This window comes from Mucilaginibacter sp. P4_A11 (assembly GCF_056402535.1).
On the sequence record NZ_JBFUHE010000002.1, the window covers coordinates 1 to 24,929 of the forward strand.

General features: G+C 43.2%; 19 protein-coding genes. 8 read left to right on the forward strand and 11 right to left on the reverse strand.

Annotated features, from left to right (window positions below; all coding sequences use genetic code 11):
- Positions 1–280 precede the first annotated feature (280 nt).
- From AC1DUD_RS03900 to AC1DUD_RS03925, 6 genes are all read right to left on the reverse strand, one after another.
- A complete protein-coding gene (locus AC1DUD_RS03900; protein WP_477371811.1) occupies positions 281–1,297 on the reverse strand; it encodes a c-type cytochrome in 1,017 nt (338 codons plus the stop codon).
- An 11-nt stretch (positions 1,298–1,308) separates the two neighbouring features.
- Entirely contained in the window at positions 1,309–2,709 is a 1,401-nt protein-coding gene (locus tag AC1DUD_RS03905) for an aryl-sulfate sulfotransferase (RefSeq protein ID WP_477371814.1), read from the reverse strand.
- Between the two features lie 87 nt (positions 2,710–2,796).
- Entirely contained in the window at positions 2,797–4,317 is a 1,521-nt protein-coding gene (locus AC1DUD_RS03910) for a RagB/SusD family nutrient uptake outer membrane protein (RefSeq protein ID WP_477371816.1), read from the reverse strand.
- A gap of 39 nt (positions 4,318–4,356) precedes the next feature.
- Positions 4,357–7,467: a SusC/RagA family TonB-linked outer membrane protein gene (locus AC1DUD_RS03915; protein WP_477371819.1), complete on the reverse strand. Its 3,111-nt coding sequence runs from the start codon at positions 7,465–7,467 to the stop codon at positions 4,357–4,359.
- Positions 7,468–7,943: 476 nt separating this feature from the next.
- Positions 7,944–9,293, reverse strand: a complete 1,350-nt coding sequence (locus tag AC1DUD_RS03920; protein ID WP_477371821.1) for a Gfo/Idh/MocA family protein — start codon at positions 9,291–9,293, stop codon at positions 7,944–7,946.
- Between the two features lie 23 nt (positions 9,294–9,316).
- The gene (locus AC1DUD_RS03925) at positions 9,317–10,627 is read right to left on the reverse strand and encodes a DUF3472 domain-containing protein (RefSeq protein WP_477371824.1); all 1,311 of its coding nucleotides are present in this window, start codon (positions 10,625–10,627) and stop codon (positions 9,317–9,319) included.
- A 454-nt stretch (positions 10,628–11,081) separates the two neighbouring features.
- Here AC1DUD_RS03925 and AC1DUD_RS03930 point away from each other — a divergent pair, with 454 nt between their 5' ends.
- The 8 genes from AC1DUD_RS03930 to AC1DUD_RS03965 all read left to right on the forward strand — a co-directional run bounded on the left by AC1DUD_RS03930 (position 11,082) and on the right by AC1DUD_RS03965 (position 18,067).
- Positions 11,082–12,107 carry a LacI family DNA-binding transcriptional regulator gene (locus AC1DUD_RS03930; protein ID WP_477371826.1) on the forward strand — a complete coding sequence of 342 codons (1,026 nt, stop codon included), beginning with the start codon at positions 11,082–11,084 and terminating at the stop codon, positions 12,105–12,107.
- 82 nt (positions 12,108–12,189) lie between these two features.
- Entirely contained in the window at positions 12,190–13,275 is a 1,086-nt protein-coding gene (locus tag AC1DUD_RS03935) for a phosphotransferase enzyme family protein (RefSeq protein WP_477371828.1), read from the forward strand.
- A gap of 127 nt (positions 13,276–13,402) precedes the next feature.
- Positions 13,403–15,262, forward strand: a complete 1,860-nt coding sequence (gene topB / locus AC1DUD_RS03940; protein WP_477371831.1) for a DNA topoisomerase III — start codon at positions 13,403–13,405, stop codon at positions 15,260–15,262.
- A 107-nt stretch (positions 15,263–15,369) separates the two neighbouring features.
- Positions 15,370–15,930 (forward strand): Crp/Fnr family transcriptional regulator, encoded by a 561-nt coding sequence (locus tag AC1DUD_RS03945; protein ID WP_477371833.1) that lies wholly within the window; start codon positions 15,370–15,372, stop codon positions 15,928–15,930.
- A gap of 86 nt (positions 15,931–16,016) precedes the next feature.
- Positions 16,017–16,691, forward strand: a complete 675-nt coding sequence (locus tag AC1DUD_RS03950) for a hypothetical protein (protein WP_477371835.1) — start codon at positions 16,017–16,019, stop codon at positions 16,689–16,691.
- Positions 16,691–16,984, forward strand: a complete 294-nt coding sequence (locus AC1DUD_RS03955) for a hypothetical protein (RefSeq protein ID WP_477371837.1) — start codon at positions 16,691–16,693, stop codon at positions 16,982–16,984. The genes AC1DUD_RS03950 and AC1DUD_RS03955 overlap by 1 nt, the downstream gene beginning before the upstream one ends.
- Positions 16,985–16,989: 5 nt before the next feature.
- Complete coding sequence (locus tag AC1DUD_RS03960) at positions 16,990–17,643, forward strand: hypothetical protein (protein ID WP_477371839.1); 654 nt, start codon at positions 16,990–16,992, stop codon at positions 17,641–17,643.
- Positions 17,644–17,656: 13 nt separating this feature from the next.
- Complete coding sequence (locus AC1DUD_RS03965; RefSeq protein WP_477371841.1) at positions 17,657–18,067, forward strand: SRPBCC domain-containing protein; 411 nt, start codon at positions 17,657–17,659, stop codon at positions 18,065–18,067.
- A gap of 70 nt (positions 18,068–18,137) precedes the next feature.
- Here the strand turns inward: AC1DUD_RS03965 and AC1DUD_RS03970 are convergent, their stop codons facing one another.
- From AC1DUD_RS03970 to AC1DUD_RS03990, 5 genes are all read right to left on the reverse strand, one after another.
- On the reverse strand, positions 18,138–19,721 hold the full coding sequence (locus AC1DUD_RS03970; protein WP_477371843.1) for an arylsulfatase: 1,584 nt from the start codon (positions 19,719–19,721) through the stop codon (positions 18,138–18,140).
- Positions 19,722–19,730: 9 nt separating this feature from the next.
- Positions 19,731–20,462 carry a thioredoxin domain-containing protein gene (locus tag AC1DUD_RS03975; protein ID WP_477371845.1) on the reverse strand — a complete coding sequence of 244 codons (732 nt, stop codon included), beginning with the start codon at positions 20,460–20,462 and terminating at the stop codon, positions 19,731–19,733.
- Between the two features lie 2 nt (positions 20,463–20,464).
- Positions 20,465–22,345: an arylsulfatase gene (locus AC1DUD_RS03980; RefSeq protein WP_477371847.1), complete on the reverse strand. Its 1,881-nt coding sequence runs from the start codon at positions 22,343–22,345 to the stop codon at positions 20,465–20,467.
- Between the two features lie 127 nt (positions 22,346–22,472).
- Positions 22,473–24,308: an arylsulfatase gene (locus tag AC1DUD_RS03985; protein WP_477371850.1), complete on the reverse strand. Its 1,836-nt coding sequence runs from the start codon at positions 24,306–24,308 to the stop codon at positions 22,473–22,475.
- An 11-nt stretch (positions 24,309–24,319) separates the two neighbouring features.
- The gene (locus AC1DUD_RS03990) at positions 24,320–24,796 is read right to left on the reverse strand and encodes a hypothetical protein (RefSeq protein ID WP_477371852.1); all 477 of its coding nucleotides are present in this window, start codon (positions 24,794–24,796) and stop codon (positions 24,320–24,322) included.
- Between the last annotated feature and the right edge of the window lie 133 nt (positions 24,797–24,929).

Genomic DNA, 24,929 nt, shown 5'->3' on the forward strand with positions numbered 1-24,929 from the left:
GCATCTATTATTTAGTGCAATTGTTAAATAGCAGGCGTAATACCCTTTTTATTTACTTTTTTTTCATGTCCCCTCAGGGTCTCTCGCAGAGGACCCTGAGGGTCACCGCGCGGATATTTAAAACAACGATCTGCATGGCGTATACCTCAGGGTCCTCTGCGAGAGACCCTGAGGGAACGTTTAGTCTATCGTAAAAACCCCTCCCTACACCCTCCCAAGGGAGGGAATCTCACTGCCCAACGCTTCATGGATCCCGACAATCAATCGAATAGTGTGTCTTTTAAATAGCAGGCGTAATCCCCTTACCTTCCCAATAATCAATAATGGGTTTATAAGGCCCATATTTATGCTGTTGTTCAGAGAAAGGATCTTTAAAGGGCCCTTTATCATAATCAATCGCTTTTTCTTCGTAATGCGGATAATCAACCTCTTTTGTGGTTGAAGGTAAAGGACGTTTATGCTTTTTATCATCATTAACAAAAGCGGCTATATCAAGCGCTTCGGCATCGGTCAGAAAAGCTTTTCCTGTGGTTGTTTTATCATAAGGCATATTGCCCTTTAACCATTGGGCCAGTTTAACCACCCTATGCATGCTCGAACCCGGACGATAAGCCAACATACCCCATACGGGCGGATACTCGTAAGTTACATTATCAAAGCGCATTTTGCCCTCGCCGTTTTTAGCATGGCAACGTTCGCAGTTTTGAGCGTATAACACTTCGCCCCTGTCTGATGATGCCGCAACGTCCGGTAACTCAACTTCCATGTTCTTTAAGCCTTTAGTAGTTTTTGCAACGTTTGATGAGTCACTCAAAAACTTCAGATAAGCCATGATCGAGATCATCTCCCTGCTATCCAGTGGCAGCGGTCTGCCAAGGTTTGGGCGCATTACGCAATTGTTGATCCGCTCGGCCAAAGATAAGATCCTGCCTTCTCTTGCACGGTATTGAGGATAATCACGAAACGACCTTACCAAATTAAAAGCGTATGGCCTTGTACCTGCATCGCGATGGCAATTGGTACAGTTCATTTTATTGCCGGTATAATGCCCGTTAACACCCTCCGGACCTATGTAATAGGCGGTATGCAACATCAGTTGCCTGCCGTAACGCACAGCATCACCGTATTTACCACCGGGCATTTTTGCGGTATCGACAGAAACCAGATTATTTACAGTTGCTGAATCGGCGTTATCTGCTTCTTCAGCTTTGCTTCCGCTGCACGACACCAACTGCCCCACGTTTGCCAAAGCAAATAGCACTAACAGGAAAGTTATATATTGATATTTCTTTTTCATATTCAAATGAGTTATGGTTTTAAATATGGATCAAGCTGTTCGTATTTGATAAAACCGGCGCGATAGGTTGGCACGGCAGTTTCCATTGTCCACTGCAAAACGCCTTTGTTATCGGCCAGTACCACGATATGCCTTTTTGAGCAGCATACCAGTGTGGTTGTATCGTTGATCATGTACGCACTGCCCATCCGGCCATTAAAAATTTCTTTAGGCAGTTTGATGTGCATGGCAATAGTTGAAGTTTGATTTTTCTCATCAATTTTCATGGCATACACGCCCGACTGATGTTTCTCCACTCCATTATCAAAAAACATGAGATTCCCCTGCTTATTGATATGGGCGGCGTGGGCCTGGGTAAAGTTGCAGTCGGCAGGCATAGCAATGGTGCCGCCCTTTCCAAACTTGTAAATTACTTTGCCATTATGCGCATCTATCTTCCAGATCTGCCCGTTGTTATAAAACGACATCAGGTAGTTACCATCAACATCATAATTGAGGCTGTTGGCGTGCATCCAATCTTTTTTAGTTTTCAGGATCTTAGGGTCTTTCAGCGGATCCATTACATCAAATACGCTCCATTTATAAAGCTGTTTACCTGTTTTATCCATCACCATAATACCATCGCCGTTAACGGTATCCTGCTTATTGCCTCCTACCGATGTCAAATCCATTAGCCGTTGATCAACAAAAATGGTTACCAGCTGGCCTTTATCATTCTTCAGTATTTCGTGGTGGATGGTTTGTTTAAAATCGCCCTGTCCCTTGGTGAGGTGCAGTAGCGTATCGCCCAGCATATTGATCTCCAAAATTTCGCTGCCGTAACTGGTTGGCTCGTCATTTCGTCCCAAAATAGAAAGCAGGGTTTTATCCTTTGTGAAATTGATCACCTTAAAACCCAGCCTGTCAATCATATGGTACCACCTGACCTGCCCTTTGGTATCAACCAAAAATGCTACGCCCGGCGCATAGCGTTTGTTAATGAGCATCAAACCGTCATTAAACTGGGCCGGCAGCGAAGCTTTTGCAGCTGTTTTTGCATGAAACTGTTCCTGCAAAAACAACGGTAACTGATGCGATTTAAAAGTATGAGTTTTACTGACAACGGTATCACCGCCATCAACAGTTACGATATGGTATGAATAGGTAGTATCGGGTAAAATATTGCAAAGTACAAGCTTGTATGATGTAGCATTGCCGGTAGTGGTCGACCGGTATTTTACCGGCTGCTTACCCTCTATCCAATACTCTGCATACAGATCAACAGGTTTACTGGTCATAACATCAAGCTTTATTTTCAGCTCGTTGTTATTGTATAAGCCTATATGGATTTCTTTCACCAGGTTGCCACCCGAACACCCGCAAATGATCGAGACTAAAAAACCAACCGCTAAAATTTTAAACCATTCCTTCATCACTAAATTTTGTAATCCAGGTTAAACAATAAAGAATATACAGCGCATTAATGCTGTATACTCTTTATCCATAATAAATTTCAATGCTTATTGCTGCCTGCCCGCATTGTTTAGGCTTGGGTTAATAGTAACCTGCGCAAGCGGATAAGGAAAATATTCATCACGCGGCAACTGTACAGTGTTGGTTTGGCCAATCCGTTTCAGGTAAGCATTCACGATCACATCATATTTACCGAAGCGTTTCAGGTCGGCCCTTCTTTTACCTTCATAATACAGCTCCCAGCCACGTTCCTGTAATAAGGCATCGCGGAAGGTTGCCTGGGAAAGATTAGCCTGTACCAACAACTTAGCGTGCGATCTGCCTTTAACCTGGTTCACCAATGAAACAGCTTCGGCGGTTGGCCCGCCTAATTCATTTAAAGCTTCGGCACGGCTCAGCAATACATCCGCATAGCGCAAAATATCGACACTGTGACCATCATAATAGGTGTTGGCACCGTTAGGATCAGCATACTTCATGGTCGCAACATCCGGCATATACAATACACCATCAGGAGCAGTAGCGCCTAATGAAGGAGCCTGTTTGTGGGTTAAGCCATCAACACCCTGGTATTGGGTAAAGAACATTTTTTTACGATCGTCCTCATCACCATAGCTGTTATAGAAATCCCAGGTTACGGCATAGTACTGCCACCTGTCGGTTAATACGGGGTGGCTTAGCGGACCAAAGTGGTTCAATAACTCGGTGCCGTTAACGTTAGCATCGCTCAATACCGAGAAAATATTTTCGGAGCACCATGTATTTGACTCCTTAAACAAACCTTCATAAGTTGAATATAACTGGTAAATACCCAAATCCATAACCTGTTTCGTCAAATCGGCAGCTTTTTGCCATTGATGCTCGCGCAGGTAGACCTTAGCCAACAGGAACATAGCGGCTCCTTTTGTAGCACGGCCAACGTCATTGCTTGTATAGATATCGCTTTTGGTATAATCGGCAGGTAATACGTTGATCGCGTTTTGAAGATCGCTGATCATTAACGCGTCAACATCCGCTACCGGGCTTGGAGGAGTTTTGGCTTTGTAGTCGGGATTGGCTACATCTTTTTCGGTATTCAGGATCACCGGGCCCCAGGCATCGGTAAGATCAGAATAAGCTATAGCACGCAAAAATTTCATCTCGGCCAAAAACTGACTTTTTTGTGCATCGGTGATGCTTTTCATTCCCGAGATATTGTAGATAGCATTGTTTGCGTTGGCTACAAGCTTATATATCTGCCTGTAATCTTCAGCTATCAAACCGTTTGCTGAATTCCATTGCACCAATGATAGTTGCCCCGGGTCACCAGCGTAGCTACAGTGGCCTACATCGGTAGTTAAATCGGTGAGGGCGAAGTGCCTTACTGTCCAATAATCAAAGTTATCACCTACCGCCGGGCCTTTAAGCCGGGCATAAACCGCGTTTACAGCCGCAATAGCGTCAGACTTGGTGAGGAACGCGTTTTGGCTTGTTAAGCTGCTATATATTTTAGGTTCGAGGCTGGATTTATTACAGGAAAACTGTGTAACTACCGCAGCTGCAAGGAGTAGAATATTATATTTTTTCATTTGATTTAAATTTTGTTGATCCCTTAAATGGATAATTCATTAATGGATAGATGCCTTAATACCGAATGTTACCGTTTTAAATGCCGGGAAGGAGTTAAAATCCAAACCGCCTCCGAGAGCTGACCGGATCGGAACCTGACCAGGGTGTGCGCCAGTATCATCGGCATGTACGTTTGCTTCCGGGTCAGTACCTTTATAACCGGTAATGGTCCACAGGTTTTGCGCTTCGGCATAAATCCTGATGCCTTGTAAAATTTTCATATTTTGAAATAACGAGGCCGGGAAATTGTATGCCAGTGTAAGCGATTTTAAACGCACGTAAGAGGCATTTTCAACAAATCGTGAGTTTACATAGCTACCGTAGGTGCTCAGGTAATAACCTTCGCGCGGGATAGCTGTATTTTCATTTTTACCTGCAACAAACCTATTTAATGCGGCTGCACCGGTGGTTGATTCCAGTACCATGTTATTCATATTGTACAGGTAGTAATCAAATGCTCCCTGGAAAAATATCCCCAGATCAATGCCTTTGTAATGAAAATCGTTACCAAAACCGGCCATGTAATGCGGATTTGAATTGCCCAGGTAAGTACGGTCGGCCGGGGTAATTACACCATCGCCATTAACATCTTTATATTTAGGATCACCTGCTTTTGAATTTGGCTGCGGACCATATTTTTCGCCGGTTTTAACAACACCTTCATAAACATAGCCATACAGCTCACCTAACTCAATACCAGGCACAACCCTTGTAAACTCCTGCCCCGAAACGGTACCGCTTGGGTTAGCCGTGTTAGTGCTTATAATAGAAACGCCAGGACCTAAGTCTAACGCCTTTTGTTTGTTGTAGGCAAATGTAAGGGTAGTATTCCATGACAGGTTTTTGCTGCGCAGGTTGCTGGTATTTACCGAAAGCTCAATACCCCTGTTTTGGATGGCACCGCCATTTATCCATTGTGTTCCGTTACTGGCGCCCCATTCTGCCCCAATCGGAACCTGGATCAGCAGGTCGGTAGTTTTTTTGCTGTAATAATCAACACTTGCGTTGATACGGCCATTAGCAAAGCCCATATCCAAACCAATATCTAATTGCCTTGTGGCTTCCCACTTAAGGTTAGGATTTGCAAGGTTTTTGGGCTCGATACCCGGTTGTAATTGCCCGCTTCCGTTAATTACCGTGTTATAGGAGCCAAAAGTTGCAAGATATAAGCTTGCAGGGATACGGTCATTACCGGTAACACCATAACTAACACGAGCTTTTAAATTTGAGAAAGTATTCAGATCTTTTACAAAATCCTCATCAGTTAATTTATAAGCTACAGCACCCGCCGGGAAAAATCCAGAACGTTTGTTTGAACCAAACTGTGACGAGCGGTCATCGCGATAAGAGAACGATGCCAGGATCTTATCTTTATAAGCATAGTTTAACCTTGTGAAGTACGAGGTAAGAAAAGCCTCCGCTTTGCTGCTTCCGTAACCGTTACTTAATGATCCCGCATTTAAATTATAGTATAAGAATGCATCAGTTGAGAAACCTTTTGCACCAGAAAGTAATGATTCAGCAACATCTTTTTGGTTTGATGTACCCAACAATATGGTAAAATCGTGATCTTTTTTGATATTGAATTTATAAGTGAAGTAGTTCTCAGCAATCCACCTGAAGTTTGAATAGATCTGTTCTGCAGCTACACCACCTTGTTTTGCACCGGCAATTGTGGTAGTTGGCAAATACTGCCCTGTAGTGGTTTGGTTAAACTCCGTACCCGCAGTAAGGTGATAAGTTAAACCGTTGATGATCTTGTAATCCAAACCAACATTGGCGTTAATTAATTTATTACCGCTATTATTTATTGGCTCTAACAAACCGGCCAATGCGTTGGTCTTTGTGCCTTGGGTAACATAATAGTTATAAGTACCATCTGCGTTGTAAGGCGCTACGTTAGGCGGTGCGGTAAGTAAACTGAACAATGGCGCAGTGATATCGCCTGAGTATGATTGCAAAGTTGCACTTGAAGTAGCACCGTAAAAGTTACCGCTGATCTTAATATTTTCATTCACGGTTTTCTCGGCACCAATCCTTGCAGTATACCTTTCAAAACCGGTACGTTGTAATACACCTACTTGTTTAATGTGATTACCAGCAACATATATCTTTGAATTCTGATCGCCTGCACTTAAACTGATGCTTTGATTTTGAACAGTAGCGTTGCGGGTAGCCAGCTTTAACCAGTCGGTATTTGCCACCTGGAAACTTGAAGGATATGGCTGAGGCTTACCATCTTCAAGAGCCGTAGCATTTTGAATGTCGGTATACTGCTGCCCTGTCAACAGATTGGGCTTGTACGTCAGGTATTGAGTACCACCAGAAATATCAGCATCTAAAGAAACTTTACCATTTTTTCCTTTTTTTGTGGTGATCAAAACAACACCATTACCACCTCTTGAACCGTAAATGGCAGTTGCAGATGCGTCTTTCAGTACCTGGATATCTTCAATATCGTTCGGGTTAACCTGGCTGCCAGCTTCACTTATGAAACCGTCAACTACATAAAGCGGTGCTGTAGAAGTATTGATGGAGTTGCCCCCCCTTACGGTAATATTGATACCTGAACCCGGTGCAAAACTGGCCTGCTGTACCTGCACACCAGCTGCTTTACCCTGAATAGCCTGGCCGATGTTAGATGTAGTACCGCCAAGGATAAGGTTATCACTTTTTATAGAACTGATTGAACCGGTTAGGTCGCCTTTTTTAACGGTACCATAACCAACCACAACTACCTCGTTCAGTTTGTTGAGATCTTCCTGTAAAGTAACAGTTATATCGGTTGAGCTTCCAACGGATACTTCCTGGGTTTTAAATCCCACATAAGAAACAACCAATATCGTCGAATTACCTTTTAATGTAATTTTAAACTTACCGGTAACATCGGTAGATGTAGTATTTTTAACCCCTTTTTGGGTTACTGTAGCTCCTATGATGGGGCCGTCTTTATCTTTTACATTACCACTGATAATTGTTTGCGCATTTGCAAGCGCAGGCAATAATAAAAGCAGGCAACAGCACATCAATTTAAAAAGGCCGCTTATCTGCCTCCTTAAATAAATGTGTTTGCTGAAGCCCTGATCGGGGTGTGAGTAAATTTTAATCATACGTGGTGGGTGTTGGTATTAATTAATTGTTAGTTTTTTATTGTGATTTAGCTTGTTTTTGAATAATGGAAATTAGAGATACAGGATTTTGAAAGCAAAAAAACACCCCTCCAAATACAGCGCAAACGTTTGCTTTGAGCAAAATCAAGCTTACGCAAACGTTTGACTCAAAGTATTTTGCGGCGATAAAACTGTGTTTTGGAAGGCTTTTGGCGCGATAAATGAAATGAATTGGGGACAAATTTTATGGAATCTGCGTATTCTCGGATTATACCTAAAGAATTTGATTATGAGCAGGTTGATATATATATCATTGCGAGCGCAGCGTGGCAATCTCACCAAGGCAGAGCCGCTCTGTATAGTATGCTATTGCCACGCTGCGCTCGCAATGACATGATTTTTAGCTATATCCCTTAAAAAAGTAAAGCCCGGCTTTTGGCCGGGCTAAACATAGACATGCAAAAATAAAACAACTCTTAAAAGCCACTATCGTCAAGCGCGAAAGTGTTTTTACGCTCTTTCCATTTTCCTTTAGTAAAATCAGGGAACTCCACACTGGCGTTACCTTCTTTTAATGATTTGGTTGATAAAGGTGTAATCACACTCATAGTAACCGAATCATAAACATCAATAGGGGTTTGGCGTTTTTGCTTTACCGATTCAACAAAGGCATTAAACACAAACCAATCCATACCACCGTGACCGGCACCTTCGGCAAACTTTTCATATTTTTTCCATAGTGGATGGTCATATTTATCAAACCAATCCTTTGCCGGATCCCATGAATCATCCTCTTTTGATTTATGGTCGATGTATACGCTTTTGTTAACATCCATCCAAAGCCCTTTGGTACCCTGTACACGGAAACCTAATGAATACGGACGCGGCAGGTGTGTATCATGGCTCAGCAGTACCGTTTCGCCGTTGGCACAATTGATCATGGTGGTAGTAACGTCACCGTTTTTATAGTTGATCTTGGCATTCGGGTGGCCTGGAGATAATTCCTCTACATAGGCCGACAAACCGCGGGCCTTCGAGCTGAATGAAACAAGGTTCGTAAAACGGTTCCCCGCATTGATATTGGCATAGTGCATACACGGACCAGCCCCGTGCGTTGGGTAGATATCGCCATCCACATCAATATTGAACTGCGTACGCCATTGTGCTTCGCTCAAGGCTTTAGGGCCAAACTCAACGCCGCCACCATAATAATGCTTGCCGTCATTGAATAATACCCCTCTTAAATTGTGCTGATATCCGCCTTCCAAATGAATGATCTCACCAAACAGATCCTGGCGTGCCATGTTCAAAGCCGCCATTACATCACGACGATAGCATACGTTTTCGAGCGTCATGTATGGCATACCTGTTTTTTCGGATGTACGCACGATGTCCCAGTGATCTTCCACAGTAAGGCCTGCAATCACCTCGCAGCCCACATATTTGCCAGCCTTCATAGCATCAATAGCCTGCGGATGGTGAAACTGCCAGGGTGTGGCAATAATTACCGCATCAATGTCCTTATGATCAAGCAGCTTTTTGTAGGCATCCAATCCGCCGGTGTATTCCTTTACAGGTGCATGGCCTTTTTTGGCGATGTATTCGCGGCAAATTTTCAATGAGCTTTCCTGTGTGTCGCAAATGGCAACGATCTCCACATCATCCCGAAGCAAACCTTCGGCTATATGGCTCATGCCTCGCGCACCTACACCAATGTAACCTAAACGTACTTTTGCCGGTGCTGATGCAAACAGGCTCCCTGAGGGTAAAATGCTAAAACCGGCTGCCGCTATTGCACTGGTCTTTAAAAATTGTCTTCTTTCCATATATGATTCTTGGTTTTTGGGGCTTATTTATTGGGGAGTCTTTCAAAATCAATTACAGGCCTCTGCCTTGTGGCCTCACGGTCGTACGGGTTTTTAAGCTGAATATAATTATTAAAGAAACCTCCGTTTTGCAGGTAAAACTTGTTGCCTTCTTTTCCGCCGGCATAATCTTTACGATAGTTGGCATTAGCTGTAGCATCGCCGGTATAAATAGCATGTGTAAGCTCCAGCCAGTTATTTTCGCTGTCAGCTATCCACTGATTGGTAAAATAGGCCTTACGGATTTTGTCTCCGTTTTCGGGTTCAAAATTTTCCACAAATGAATACAAATGCGTTAGATAAGTGGCTTTCTGCGGACGTGTGAAGCTGGCTATCAAAAACCATTTACCGGCGGCCACATCTTTAAAATAGGCTGTATAGGTGGTGGTTTGCTTTGCATTATCCGGCTCGGCACTGAGCAGGAATGCATAGGCCTGTCCTGCTTTCCATGGAAAACGCATATAGCTTTGACCTCCTGAGCCTTCATTACCAAACTCACCTATATGAACATTGCTGCCACTTTTTACCAGTTTAATACGCATGCTATCGGGGATGCTCTTCGGGTCTTCGGTATTAAAAGGGCTCCATACCGAAAATAATACCCTACGCTCTGAAGCAGAGTTTACCTGCATCCCAAAATAGCCCTCGCCAAAACCATCGGCCATAAAATATGATCCGATTATGTCCTGCCCTTTAGGTACGATGATCTCGTTATAAAACCATTTTACTTTATTCTCTTTATCCGCTGCTACAGGATATCGCAAATGAACTGAAGGCCCCCTCCTGCCGAAATGAAACGAGCTACCTTTTGCAACATAGGCAATATCATTATCTGCTTTTTGAAGCGTAACCACCAGATCAGATACATCGGCATAAGCGGCGCCGGTTTTATCAATCCCCCTTAAGCTTACCTTTATATAGCCAGGTTGGCTGATATGAACCTTTCCAAAACTAACGGTATCAAACGTTGTATTGTTCAGTTTTTTACTGATGGTATTTTTCCCGGCCGATAGCTGTATAGTACTGCTGCCCTCGGGTACCCTTACTACAAGCGCAAGCTGAATGTCCTGCGCAACGCTCACCCTGAAATAAATGTTGGCTGTTGATTTAGCACTTTTAAGACCAACTAAACCCTCGTCGGTAATAGTATCAGGCGCACTTACCCAGGCATTGCCGCCAAGCGGGATCACATGGCGCAGTTTTGAAGCGTCAATTTGTGCAGTTTGTGCAGTAGCAAACCTGCCGCTTATGACAATAAACAATATCGAAAGGCAAATTATAATGGTTTTCTTCATCGCTGGGTTATAACACAAGTACCGTTTCATAAATGTACTCGCATTAGTGGCTTTAATAAAGAATTAAATGTTTCTATTTCAACGCAAACGTTTGAAAAATGGCTATAATTATCTTTTAACTGGCATTATTTGAAATAATGTTAATTATCAAACATCCTGGAGTTTATAACTTTTGCTTCAAAATATGAAATAAACATGCTTGCCAGGCAGTTATTTCAATCAATATTTTTATTGTGGATGAGCGCGCCCGGTTTTTGGTCATGGATAAAACCAATAGTTAAAAATGCCACACAGCAAATACTAAAATCTCCATTATACCAATCAGTTAACATTTCTAAACCCACACCTTAGATCGACAAACGCTACGCAAACGTTTGCAATAAGGCTAATACAGGCTATAATTTCATAATAATCGCTTAACTTTAACTATAAAAACAACATTAGCCCATCATTAATGCAAACAAAGCCAACTACTATAAAAGAGATAGCGCAAATATTAGGCATCTCTGTGTCTACAGTCTCCAGGGCATTGCATGACCATCCAAGCATAGGGCTAACCACAAGGGCAAAAGTTAAAAAGCTGGCAGGTGAATTAAATTATGAACCTAACCAAACTGCCATCTTTTTACAAAAGGGTAAAACTCATACCATCGGTGTCATTTTACCTGAACTTTCGGAAGCTTTTTTCTCCTCGGCCATAAGTGCCATTGAAGATACTGCCTACAAAAAAAACTATACCGTACTGCTGGCACAATCGCATGATGATGAGCAGAAGGAAAAACAACTCGTTGAAAAGATGAAAAACCACCGGGTTGATGGCCTGCTCGTATCCGTTGGTAAAAACACTTCCTCCTACCTGCATTTTGAAAACCTAAAGAAATACAACATCCCCGTAGTTTATTTCGACAGGATCCCGGCCATACCAAACATTCATTATGTGGCCTGTAACATGGAAATCGGCACTATTGAAGCTGTTAGTTATCTGTTAAAAAAAGGACATCGAGCAATAGGCATGATCAACGGGCCGCAAACCATGGTAGCCACCGGCGAACGCAAAGAAGGTTATATCAAAGCCATGACCAAAAACAGGCTTAAGTACGATCCCTCACTCATTGTTTCATGCGATTTGACTGAAGAAGGTACCCAAAAAGCGCTAAATGAGCTATTAGCAAGCAAACGCAAACCAACGGCAATAGTAACCTTTAATGATTATGTGGCGCTTTTTGCCATTAAACATGCCAGCAAATTAAACATGAAAATAAACAAGGACCTTGAGTTTGTAAGTTATGCCAATTTACCACTGATCCATTATATGGAGAATATCCCGGCTGCTTCGGTTGAGCAATTTCCTTATTTACAGGGGCAAAAAGCAACTGATATTTTGATGGACCTGCTGCATCATCAGGGTACAGGCGGCAACGAACCAAGTGCCTATTATAAGGTGATCATCGAATCGCAATTGGTTGAAAACAAAAAATAAACCTCAACAAAAAAATACTCAAACGTTTGCGCATGGCTATCGTGCTCCAATTAGCTATGTTTGAAGAGTTAACGAATACAATATGTTTGATGATATCCTTATAAATTTTGGATTAAACGTTTCTGAATATACTATCAGGCCTTTTGGTTCGGGTTTGATAAACCATACTTTTAAAATAAGTGGTGTTAATCAGGCATATATCCTTCAACAAATCAATGACTCGGTTTTCAAACATCCGGATCATATTGATAACAACCTGGCGTTGATCAAACAATACCTTGATGAAAGCACTCCGGATTATTTGTTTGTAGCGCCATTAAAAAGCAAAACCAAGAAATCGATCATCCGATCTGTCGACGGAAAATTTTACAGATTGTTTCCATTTATTAAAGGGTCACACACGGTAAATTTTTTGCAGGATACCGAGGCAGCTTACAGCGCCGCCGTGCAATTTGGCAGGTTTACACGCCTGCTAAACCATTTTGACATCAGCAAATTAGAATATACACTTACCGATTTCCATAACCTGAAACTGCGGTTTGAGCAGTTTGAACAGTCCTTAAAAACGGCCTCTGATGAAAAACTGAAACAGGCCGATAATGAAATAGAGAAAGCGCGTGGTTATATTGAAATATTACATACCTACAACCAGTTTACCACAACCCAGGAAATTAAGCTGCGGGTGATACATCACGATACCAAAATAAACAATGTATTATTTGATGATGAACAGAATGCACTTTGCCTGGTAGACCTGGACACCGTTATGCCCGGTTATTATTTAAGTGATGTCGGTGATATGATGCGTACCTATCTGTCGCCTGCAAATGAGGAAGAGAAAGATCTCGGGAACATCGTTATACGGACAGATTTTTTCAGGGCGATATATAAAGGTTATATGAGCGAAATGGGCACGATACTCACCGAAACTGAAAAACAGTACTTTATTTTTTCGGGTAAGATGATGATCTACATGCAAGGCCTCCGCTTTTTAACCGATTTCTTAAACAACAATATTTACTACGGCGCTCAATACGAAGGGCATAACCTGATCAGAGCTAAAAACCAATTTAAATTACTTGAAGATTATACCAATGCAGAGCCAATATTTAAAGAAATAATTGCCGGGGTTGATAAGGAGCTACTGGCTACTACGAACGGCATTTAACAGGTTGCCCATTGTACCGGGCGGCACAATGTTACCAACAAACCTTGCACAGCCCTCGTTAAATTCATACTTTCGACGCCCGTATCAGCAGGCACCGGTATGAACCGGCGCATTGGGAACAGCATTTATGAAAGTAATTATAGCCGAAAAACCATCTGTAGCCAGGGAAATTGCCAAAGTTTTTGGGGCGACCACTAAAAAGGACGGCTATATTGAAGGCAAAGGTTTCACTTTTACCTGGGCTTTCGGTCACCTGTTGCAGCTTGCAGCGCCGCAGGAATACGGCTATTATGGCTGGAGCGTTCAGCACCTGCCCATGCTTCCCCCAAAGTTTAAACTTTCCATCCGTAAGGTAAAAACCAAGGATGGTTTGGTAGATGATCCTTCGGTAAAAAAACAACTGGATACTATCCAAAAGCTATTTGACGAATCCACCGAGATCATCGTGGCAACGGATGCCGGGCGCGAGGGAGAACTCATCTTTCGTTACATCTACTATTATTTAAAATGCAAAAAGCCCTTTAAAAGGCTTTGGATCTCATCCCAAACAGATGAGGCCATCAAAGAAGGCTTCCGCAACCTAAAACCCGGCAGCGATTATGATACACTGTTTAATTCCGCTCATTGCCGTTCACAGTCGGATTGGCTTGTGGGAATGAACGCTACACAGGCGCTTAGTCTTTCTTCAGGTATTCGTGGTGCTGTGCTTTCCTTAGGCCGTGTGCAAACCCCTACCCTGGCCATGATCTGTTCCCGGTATCTTGAAAACAAAAACTTTGTTCCCGAAACATTTTTCCAGGTAAGTGTTCACCCTGATAAAGACGGTCAGGTATTTAAAGCGATCTCGGCCGAAAACTATAAAACCAAAGAAGAAGCACAAGCGGTGGTCGATCAGGTGCAGGATGTTGAAGGCGGTTTTCCGCAGGGCGGCCATATTTTACAAGTGGAAGCCAAACCGCGTAAAGAACCACCTCCCTTATTGCACGACCTAAGCAGCCTGCAGCAGGAAGCTAACAAACGCAAAGGTTTTACTGCCGATCAAACGCTTAACATCCTCCAAAACCTTTACGAAAACAAACTGGTTACCTATCCCCGTACTGGCAGTCGCTATATAGGCGATGATGTTTTTGCGGGCGTACCCGTGCTTATTGAAAAACTGGAACAACACCCGCTTTTCGGCAAACAAGCCATTGCACTGGGCACTGCCACATTGAATAAACGGAGTGTGAATGCTAAAAAAGTAACGGATCACCATGCTGTACTCACAACCGGCGAAACACCTCACCAGCTTTCGGCCGATCAGCAGGCTATTTATGATATGGTGGCAGGCCGCATGCTTGAAGCTTTTCACCAGGATTGTATCAAGGAGATCACTAAAATTGTTGTACAATCGGGCGCTAAATTCAACGCCAGCGGAACAGTGATCCACACCGCCGGATGGCGTGCTGTTTTCAATGATAAGGAAGACGATAAAAAAGACGAAGAAAACGCCACCCTTCCAAAAGTTGTTCAGGGCGAAAACCTACCCATAACAGCTAAAGCGCTGCTCGAAAAGCAAACCAAACCACGGCCGTTGTACAACGAAGCAACTTTACTTAAGGCATTAGAAACAGCGGGCAAAGAAATTGATGATGAAGAGCTGCGCTATGCTATGAAAGACAGCGGCCTCGGTACCCCGGCAACACGAGCTGCCATCATTGAAACCCTGCTTAAACGCAATTACATTATCAGGGAAAAGAAAAACCTGGTGCCGACCCCTACCGGCATTGCCGTTTATGAGGTGGTAAAAAACCAGCAAATAGCCCAGGCCGAGCTTACCGGAACATGGGAGAAACGCCTTGAAGAGATCCGCTCCGGGGCCTCTGTTACAGATTTCCAGAATGAGATCAAAACTTATACCCGCGCTATCACCACAGAGTTATTAGCACAAGGCAAATCATTGAAAATCCCGGCTGCGGTAACAACCGGGGTTAAGGTGACTGCTTAAGCTTAAATATTTTACAGAAATTTTCCGGAATACAGCTTTTATAATATGCCGCTTTAAAAATTTGAGATTTAAACCCCGATCTTTATTTTTAAAACACAATTGCCGGCATGTTAGGTACACTGATAAAAAAAATAAAATCAATTGATCACTTTTCTGAAAGTGAGATTGATTTTTTTGTCGCTTGCCTCGAACCTTTCTCAATTAACAAAGGAGAGCATCTGTTGCAGGAAGGGCAGGTATGCCGGCATCTTGGCTATATTGAATCAGGATTGGTGATGTATTACCGGGTGTACGATGGTGTAGAAATACCCACCGACTTTGCTGCAGAAAATGAATGGATGGGCTATCTTAACAGTTTCAGCAATAAAACCCCAGCCGATTTAAATATAAAAGCTTTGGAAGACACCCGAATGATTCGCTTATCTGCAGGGAATTTTGAAAAGGTTTACCAGTTGCAACCCCGATTTATAAAACTGAAAGATTATTACACGGAGCTTTCATTTATCAGCCATACGCGGCACACTGCCGATCTGGCGATGCTTGATGCTAAACAGCGCTACCACAAATTTGTGAAAGAAAGACCCGATCTGGTAAACCGCGTGCCGCAATATTACATAGCTGCTTACCTTGGTATCAAACCACAGTCGTTAAGCCGGTTACGAAAATAATTCCCCTAAATGCTTTCTTAACAAATGTGAACGAAACCACATTTTTAAGACCCCAATTTTGCTTCATCATTTAAAACAAAGAAATCATGAAGCACTTAAAAGCAAACATTTTAAAAAATTTCCTCATACCTCTTGCATTAATTTTGTCGCATGAAATCCATGCGCAAGAATGGAAATCAGAGAAAAAGGTCAATGTTCTATTTGGCCTCGCCCAACCCTTACTGGCATCGGGTTTTAATATCGAAGGTAACTATATCAATAATCGGTTCATTATTGATTATTCACACGGCGCCTCGCTTGACTTTGGGAACAATCTGGTTCCGAATGACCTGAAAAAGCAAGGCCTTACCATTCACGAACCCTGGACTACAGGCTTCGGCGTTGGATACAGGTTGAAAGAATGGATCAATATCCGGGTAGAGCCTAAATGGCACAAATTTGAATTTTACTATGCCGGCGAACCGCAAAACCCAGGTACCCGGATTACTTCCTATAACACGTTTAGCCTCGGCGTTGGCTTATATGGTTCATACCAGCCATTTAAAAAGAAAGATAACTTTTTGAAAGGTTTCCTCATTTCGCCAAGTATCAGGTTTTGGCCAACAGTAAATTCAAGTTTAAAAGATGACAAGTTTACCTATTTTAATAAAAAGACAAACGCATCTGAACAGATCAAAACGCTTGATGCTGGTACAGGTTTTACGCCGGTGGTTATTAATGTAAGTGTCGGTTATTCTTTTCAGCTTAAAAAGAAGGGATAATGCAGGCCCTCAAAGCCATCGTTTTTAAAACAAACAGGCTTAAAGAAACAAAGGCCTTTTTTAAAGACAAGCTCGGGATGGTGATAAAAGAAAGTTCGGCAAGACATTTCGCTATTTACTCGAAAGGCATCAGACTTGTTTTTCTTGAATCGCCTGGCGATTTTGAAGTAGGGCTATATCTAAGCAATCTATCAAACTGTATCCATCCTGAAAAAGAATCAGAATTAACCCTATCCAAAATTCAAACTTGTACCGATCCGAATGGGATTGATATTATAATTATCAATTTATAACAAAAATGAAAAATCTAACAACCATACAACAACTCAGTTTATTAGCAGCAATAACATTTTGCATTGCTATGCCTATATTGGGCTATATCACAATCGGCCTCCCTCCTATTATTATTATAGGCGGTTCAGCAATTATTGGTTTTACTTTCTGGTACCTCACTTATTTTAAAAATCCAACTGATCCGAAAATTATTTTACCAATTTTTGTTTTAACGGTTGCTTGCCTGCAAATCCACATCATAGAGGAATATTTAACGGGGTTTGGCCCAGCTATGAGCCGCCTGTTTAATATTTCATGGAGTGAAAAAAGCTTTTTGATTGTATTTGCATTAGTTGGGCCAACCATATATACACTTACCACACTGGGGTTATATTACAGGGTGCCTATAGCCGGCTTTATTGCATGGTTTATTTTTATCGGCCCTGGGTTTGCGGAGTTTACTCATTTTATATTTCCACTAATCCAACCCCATCTTGAACCTGGTAATTTAAATTGCATTTCACAAACCATTAATGGGACACCTGTTGCAGATATGCCCAACTATTATAGCAAAACAACCGGAAAATATTATTTCTCCGGAATGTATACAGCAGTCCTGCCAATGATTCCGGGCATTTATGCAATCTATCGCTTAACAAGAAAAATAACCTCCAACTAAAAAAGTAGCGCGAATGAAACTCTCTTATAGGATCAATAGATCCACCGTTTACGTTTTTGATTATTTAACCGATATGGACAAATTTGCTTCGGCTCACCCTGTGATAACAAAAATCAATAAGCAAGCTGATGGTATTTATTTGGTTTATGAAACCTTAACACTGGGAATCATTCCATTCTCATTTAAATATTCTGTAGCTGTTTCCGGATATCCACTTGAAAATATCATCGTAATGAAAGCAACCATTTCGGGATCAACAGCAATTGAGATGACTTTTTCGTTGAAGGCGGATAGGAATTTCACTGTTGTAGAGGAAAATATAGCATTCAAATCTTATTGGCCAGTTAAATCAATTTTGCAAAGGGTATTTAAAAATCAGCATGAAAAGCTCTTCAATAATATCGGGACAGGGCTCAATAAGTAACTGTTCAACATATAAAATATCAACGCCGGTAATCTTCTTCCGGATCACCGGCGTTAGATTTTACATGTGGTTACAAGCCTTTAATCGTATTCCAATCAACAACAACAACCTTTTTAGCCCATGCAAGATACTCCGTTTCCAGTGCTGTAACTTTATCAGGATACTTTGCAGCAAGGTTGTTGATTTCAGATCGGTCGGCTTCCAGATCGTATAACTCCCATGGGTCACCGATTTCGGCAACCAGTTTCCATCGGCCTTTTCTTATGGCCCGGCTGCCTTCATGTTCCCAAAACAAAGTTTTATTGCCGATGTAGGGTTTCCCTTTAAAAGCATCAAGCAAACTGATGCCCGCCAATGGCGTCAACTGCCTGTTTTTAAATTGAATTGGATAACTAATACCAGCAATGTCAAGACAGGTAGGCATCAGATCAATCAAATGGCCCGGACTATTGTTGCTGCTTCCAGCTTTGATATGACCTGGATACCAGGCAATGAGCGGTGTTGCTATACCGCCTTCGTGCGTATTGCGTTTAAACAGTTTAAATGGCGTGTTGCTCAGGTTTGCCCATGGGATATCGTAACTATCAATTGAATTTACAGAGCCCGGAGTTCCATTCTTTTGTATTACTGTCGATAAGCTCTTCACCTCATCGGCACTCCCCCCATTATCTGATGCAAACAGAATGATGGTATTTTTATCCTTTCCTAACTGTTTCAGTTTCGCCATAATCTCACCTATACAAGCATCCATCCGGTAAGCCATAGCCGCATATATGGCCATACGGGTGTCCCATTTATCTTTTTCTTCGGGAGATAACAAGTCCCAAGTCGGAGCACGTTTATCCCGTGCCGATAACTGCCATTCTTTTTTGATGATGCCTGCAGCCAATTGTTTTTCATACCGCTGTTTCCTCAACACATCCCAGCCTTTAAGGAATTGACCTTTAAACTTTGCAATATCTTCGGGCAGGGCCTGAATGGGCCAGTGCGGAGCATTATAAGCCAAATACAGAAAGAAAGGCTTTTGTTGACCTTTGATCTCATCTAATGATTTTACAGCAAAATCGGTAATGGCCTGCGTCAAATATTTTGAAGTATCACTGCGGGTGATTTCCTTATCATTCAGCATAAAGGTAATCTTGCTGCCATCATTATACAGCGGTGCCGAGTTAAAGTAGCTACTGCCATTGTTTAGCATGGTAAACGATTGATCGAACCCACGGTTATAGGCTAATGCGGATTGCTGCAGCCCAACATGCCATTTACCGGATACTATGGTATTATAACCGGCCTCATCCTTTAGCAGCTCAGCAATGGTGGCGCTGTGTTCATTCAAATAGCCCTGGTACGCAGGCGAACCCTTATATTTTACCATATCACCAACACCGGCCTGGTGCGGGTACAGTCCGGTTAGTAATGCCGCGCGGGATGGACAACATCTGCCGGCATTGTAAAACTGTGTCATCTTCAGACCCTCATGGGCAAATCTGTCAATATTGGGTGTGGTGATCTCAGAGCCAAAGCAGCCGATATCAGAAAAGCCCATATCGTCGGCTAAAATGATGACGATATTGGGCTTTTGTTTAGGGGCCTGCGCTAATGCAGGCCCCATGTAAAATATAGCGATGAGTAAGTAGCAGATATTTTTTAGCATGGCTGTGATTTATTTGCCACTTGCAGCCAGCCCGGTTTTGGCCTGTTCAGCAACAGCCTCAACTTGTGCTGTCGACGAAAAGCCCTGCTTTTTCCAAACTTCCTTGCCGTTTTTATACAGCACCAGCGTTGGCAGCACATTAACCTTTAACTTTTTAGCCAAATTGGTATTATCATAAACCTCAATGCTGATCACCTTGGGTGTAAAAGCAGAATTTGCTTTGAGCGAATCAAGCACCGGAACCAGTTTTTTACAAGCCCCGCAATACCTCGACCCAAAATCAACCAACACCAATGGCGATGAAGCTGCCAGTTCATTAAACTGGGCTTTCGACAAGGAAACTCCCTTTTTCGTAGTAGAAATAATTGGATAACCCGAACCGATCCAGTTGGCTAAACCGCCGGGCAGTTCCTCTACGTTTGTAAAACCTTTAGCACGTAATTCGCGCGAAAGCACCGTACTGCGGCCATTCGCTATCGAATACACAAAGGTTGGTTTATTCTTATCCAAACCATCCAGCTTTTGCTGATAATCTGTTGCTTTTGCATCAACATTTACAGCATCTTTAATATGGTTCTGAACAAACTCTTCAGCCGAACGGGCGTCCAGGATCTGCGGTTCTTTTGCCTGTTTCAGTTTAGCAGCAAAAGCTTCGAGCGATAATAAAGCAGGGGACTGTGCTTTCACTTCGCCGGTGAAAACTACCAGCAAGGCCAGTAATACAATTTTAAAGTTTTTCATGATTAATTGTTGTTTTCGAGTTTATGGATCCTTTTGTTGTTGATATCATCTCTGTCAATAAATGGATAGATGTGGTTCTTTTTGGCTTCCGCATCAAACAGGTCTTTTAGCTCTTTTAATTTTTCAGGATATTTTTTGGCGAGGTCAACTCGTTCGTTAAAATCCTCATTAAGGTTATACAGCTTCCAAACATCCTTATCATAGTTACGCTCAGGGATCGTTTTCTCTTTCGGGAAGTTCAGCAGGTCCACATTATCCGGGCGGTGTGCTGCTTCGGCCTTCCAGCCATCTTTGTAAATAGACCTTGAAGTGAAGATGTAATAGTACTGCTGCGTATGCAGTGATTTTGCCTGTACATTGTTAAACGAACTGAACAGCGATTTGCCCTGCAAAGTATCCTGTTTAATGCCTTTAACATACTCCGGCAGTTTTAAGCCTGCTGCCTCAATAGTGGTTGGGAAGATATCCGAAACATGACCGTACTGGGTACGGATACCGCCTTTTTCGGTGATCAGTTTTGGATAATAAACAATAAGCGGATTGTGGGTACCACCTTCGGCATCAGCATCCGATTTCCAATATTTAAACGGTGTATTAGCAGCCTGTGCCCATCCTAATGGGTAGTTGGTTGAAGCTTCGGGCGTGCCGATGGTTTCGTAATCGCTTTCGTTCTTTTTGATGTAATCGGCTTCAAGTGTGGTTGCTGCAGAGTTTTTTGGATTGATAACACCGTGCACAGTTCCTTCTTTGCTGGCACCATTATCACCTATCATCACAAAAACCAATGTATTATCAAACTGGCCCGAAGCCTTCAGGTAGCTGATCACGCGGCCTACCTGGTTGTCAATGTAAGTGAGATAACCGGCGTAAACTTCCATAAAACGGGCGTACAATTTCCTTTGATTGGCAGGCAGGCTATTCCAAGCCTTGATCCGCTCATTACGCTCGGGCAATTTGGCATAAGCAGGGATATAACCGGCCTTTTTCTGGTTTTCAAATACTTTTTCACGGTATACATCCCAGCCTTCATCAAACTTGCCTTTGTACAGATCGCTCCATTCATGGCTTACCTGGTGAGGGGCATGTGTAGCTCCTGGTGCATAGTATAAAAAGAAAGGCTGATCCGGTGCCGCCTTATGCGCGGCATCAATGTAAGCTATAGCTTTATCGGTGATCTGCTCGTTCAGGTTACGGCCATCGGGTTTGATATGGAAATTATCCTCCACCAAATGCGGCGGGTTATACTGATCGGTAGCCGATTCAAGGAATCCAAAGTGATGATCAAAACCTTTACCTGTAGGCCAGCGGTCAAACGGACCAACGGCTGTGGTATCCTCATCAGGAGTTACACCCCATTTACCAACGGCAAAAGTGCTGTAGCCATTAGCACGTAAAGCTTCGGCAATCGTTCCTTTATCTGGCGGGATCCGGCCATCATAGCCCGGAAAACCGGCAGCTGTGGAAGCATGAGCAAAATTACCCATGTGTACATAGTGGTGGTTACGACCGGTGAGTAACGATGACCGAGTAGGCGCGCAAATGCCCGCCGTGTGGAAATTAGTGTACCGCAATCCATTATTGGCCAGGGTATCAAAGTTTGGGGTATTGATCAATCCGCCAAAAGTTCCTGAAGCACCGAAGCCTACGTCGTCAAGCAAGATCCAAACCACGTTAGGAGCACCTTTGGGGGCTTTGAGGGGTTTATTCCACCACTCCTTTGATTCGGCAAGTGTTTTGCCTTCCAAGCCCTTGTAATTGGCGGGATCAATAGGCGCTATATTAGCGGGAGTTACCTTTACCTGAGGCAGTTGCGCAAAGGCAGGCGCACTGAACGCGACAGCCATTGCCGATAAGGCGACAATTCGTTGATAAGCGTATTTCATAATTCTAAATGGTTATATAAAGTTTATTAATCAGTTCACAAACAGCAATCAACCAAGTCTGACAATCAAGCTATTAGCCTTGGGCTTTCTGCCTTCTGCTTTTAGCTTTTAGCTTTTATGTTATTGGTTACTTTTTATAGTTTTTATGGATGCGCTGGTGATAAACATCATACCAGTCGATAAAAGGATACAGGTGGTTCTTTTGAGCCTGTGCTTCAAAAACAGCCTTCAGTTCTTTTAACTTTTCAGGATATTTTTTTGCCAGATCGATCCGTTCATTGAAATCCTCGTTCAGGTTGTAAAGCTCCCAGGTATCCTCATCAAAGCTTTTATCAGGTACGTTCTGCCCAACTTTAAAATCTCCCAGCTCTACGTTATCGGGATGATGTGCAGCTTCGGCCTTCCAGCCATCGCTGTAAATCGACCTCGAACCAAAAATGTAATAGTGCTGCAAAACGTGTTTTGATTTTGCTTCGGGATGATCAAACGAATACACCAGCGATGTGCCCTGTAAAGTATCCTGCTTAATCCCCCTGATATATTCCGGAAGCTTAATGCCGGTATATTCAAGCGTGGTAGGCAGCACGTCAATCACATGGCCATATTGGTTACGGATGGTACCTTTATCCTTAATACCTTTAGGATAATAAACGATCAGCGGGTTACGTGTGCCGCCTTCCGAATTGGCATCCTGTTTCCAGTATTTGAATGGCGTATTGGCTGCTTGTGCCCAGCCCAGTGGGTAATTGGTACTGGCCTGCGGAGTACCGATATCGTCAATATCCTCTATGTTGGTTTTCAGAAAAGCTTCTTCGGTAGCCAGTTTGGGCGAGTTCTTTTTAGGGTTGATAACACCGTGAACCGTACCCTCTTTACTTGCGCCGTTATCACCAATGATCACAAACACCAATGTGTTATCCAGCTGACCGCTTTGCTTCAGGTGATTGATCAAACGGCCAACTTCATGATCGGTATAGGTCAAATATCCTGCGTAAACTTCCATGAAACGGGCATATAGTTTCTTCTCGGCATCAGGTAATGATTTCCATGCAGGGATGCGTGTATTGCGTTCAGGCAGTTTGGCGTAATTTGGTATAATGCCCAACTGCTTTTGCCTTGCGATCACCTTCTCCCTGAAATCGTCCCAGCCGCTATCAAACTGGCCTTTGTACAGGTCGCTCCATTCTTTAGCCACCTGGTGAGGAGAGTGTGTAGCGCCCGGTGCATAGTATAAAAAGAATGGTTTATCAGGTGCCACTTTGTGCTGGCGGGTTAAATAAAATATCGCCTTATCCGTGATCTGATCGGTAAGGTGACGGCCATCCGGTGTCACGTGGGCGTTGTCCTCTACCAGGTCGGGTTTATACTGATCGGTAGCCGATCCTAAAAATCCGAAGAAATGATCAAAGCCTTTACCTGTAGGCCAGCGGTCAAACGGACCGGCATCGGTGGCATCTTCATCAGGTGTAAGGCCGTATTTACCTACCGCAAAGGTATTGTAGCCATTCTCGCGCAGAACCTCGGCAATAGTGCCTTTATCTGATGGGATGCGTCCGTCATAACCCGGGAAACCGGCCGACATGGCGACATGCGAAAACCCACCCTCATGAACGTAATGATGGTTACGCCCGGTTAGTAAAGCAGATCGCGTTGGCGCGCAGATCCCTGCTGTGTGGAAATTGGTATAGCGCAGGCCATTGTTGGCCAGCGTATCAAAATTGGGAGTTTTGATGATGCCGCCAAAGGTGCTTGTAGCGCCAAAGCCAACATCATCTAAAATGATCCACAATACGTTTGGCGCGCCGGCGGGCGCTTTATGAGGCTCGGGCCACCACTCCTTCGAATCATCAAGCGTTTTCCCCACCGTACCGCCAAATGCCGGTGATTGTCCGTTTTGTGCTTTGGCTGTAAATGCTGCTAACAAGCCAAGCGACAAGAACAATGTTATTTTTTTTGTTTTCATCTGCATGTAGGTTATTCGGCATAACTGGAGCGGAACTTTACGCCCCAGCGGCCGTTTTCTTTGGTTAATATGTATAGTGATTCATAATGCCCGATAAGGCTACCATCGGCCCGGAAGCGTGAAAAGCGGGTATCTACATGTACCTTATCAGCCGATGCCTGCACAATATTGCGATGGTCCCACTGGCTGTGGTCCCACCCTGCTTTTTGCAACTCGCCAAATACTTTGACAGAATCGCGCAAACCGGCTTTTTCCAGTACCGACATTTTGCCGCCGGCTAACCGATAATGCGGAAACTGGTAGGTATCTTCCCAGCCTTTAAGGTCTTTGGCATTAAAGGTGGCCATGTATTCGTCAAGCACCTGAAAAACGGCAGCACTTACCCGTGGGTCTATGCCGTGTGAGCCGCTTTCGATAGGGACACTTTGTGCTGATGCCTGGCTGGTTAGGGCGACCAGGATGAGCAGAAACATTGTTATCTTTTTCATAGATATTGCTTTTAAATCGCTTGTATATTTACTCACCCCGACTTCGCTTCGCTTGTCACCCCTCTCTGCGCTGCGCGCAAAGAGGGGATTTTTTGGTTTTTATTTTATTTACCCTTTTACAAGCTCAAGCGCT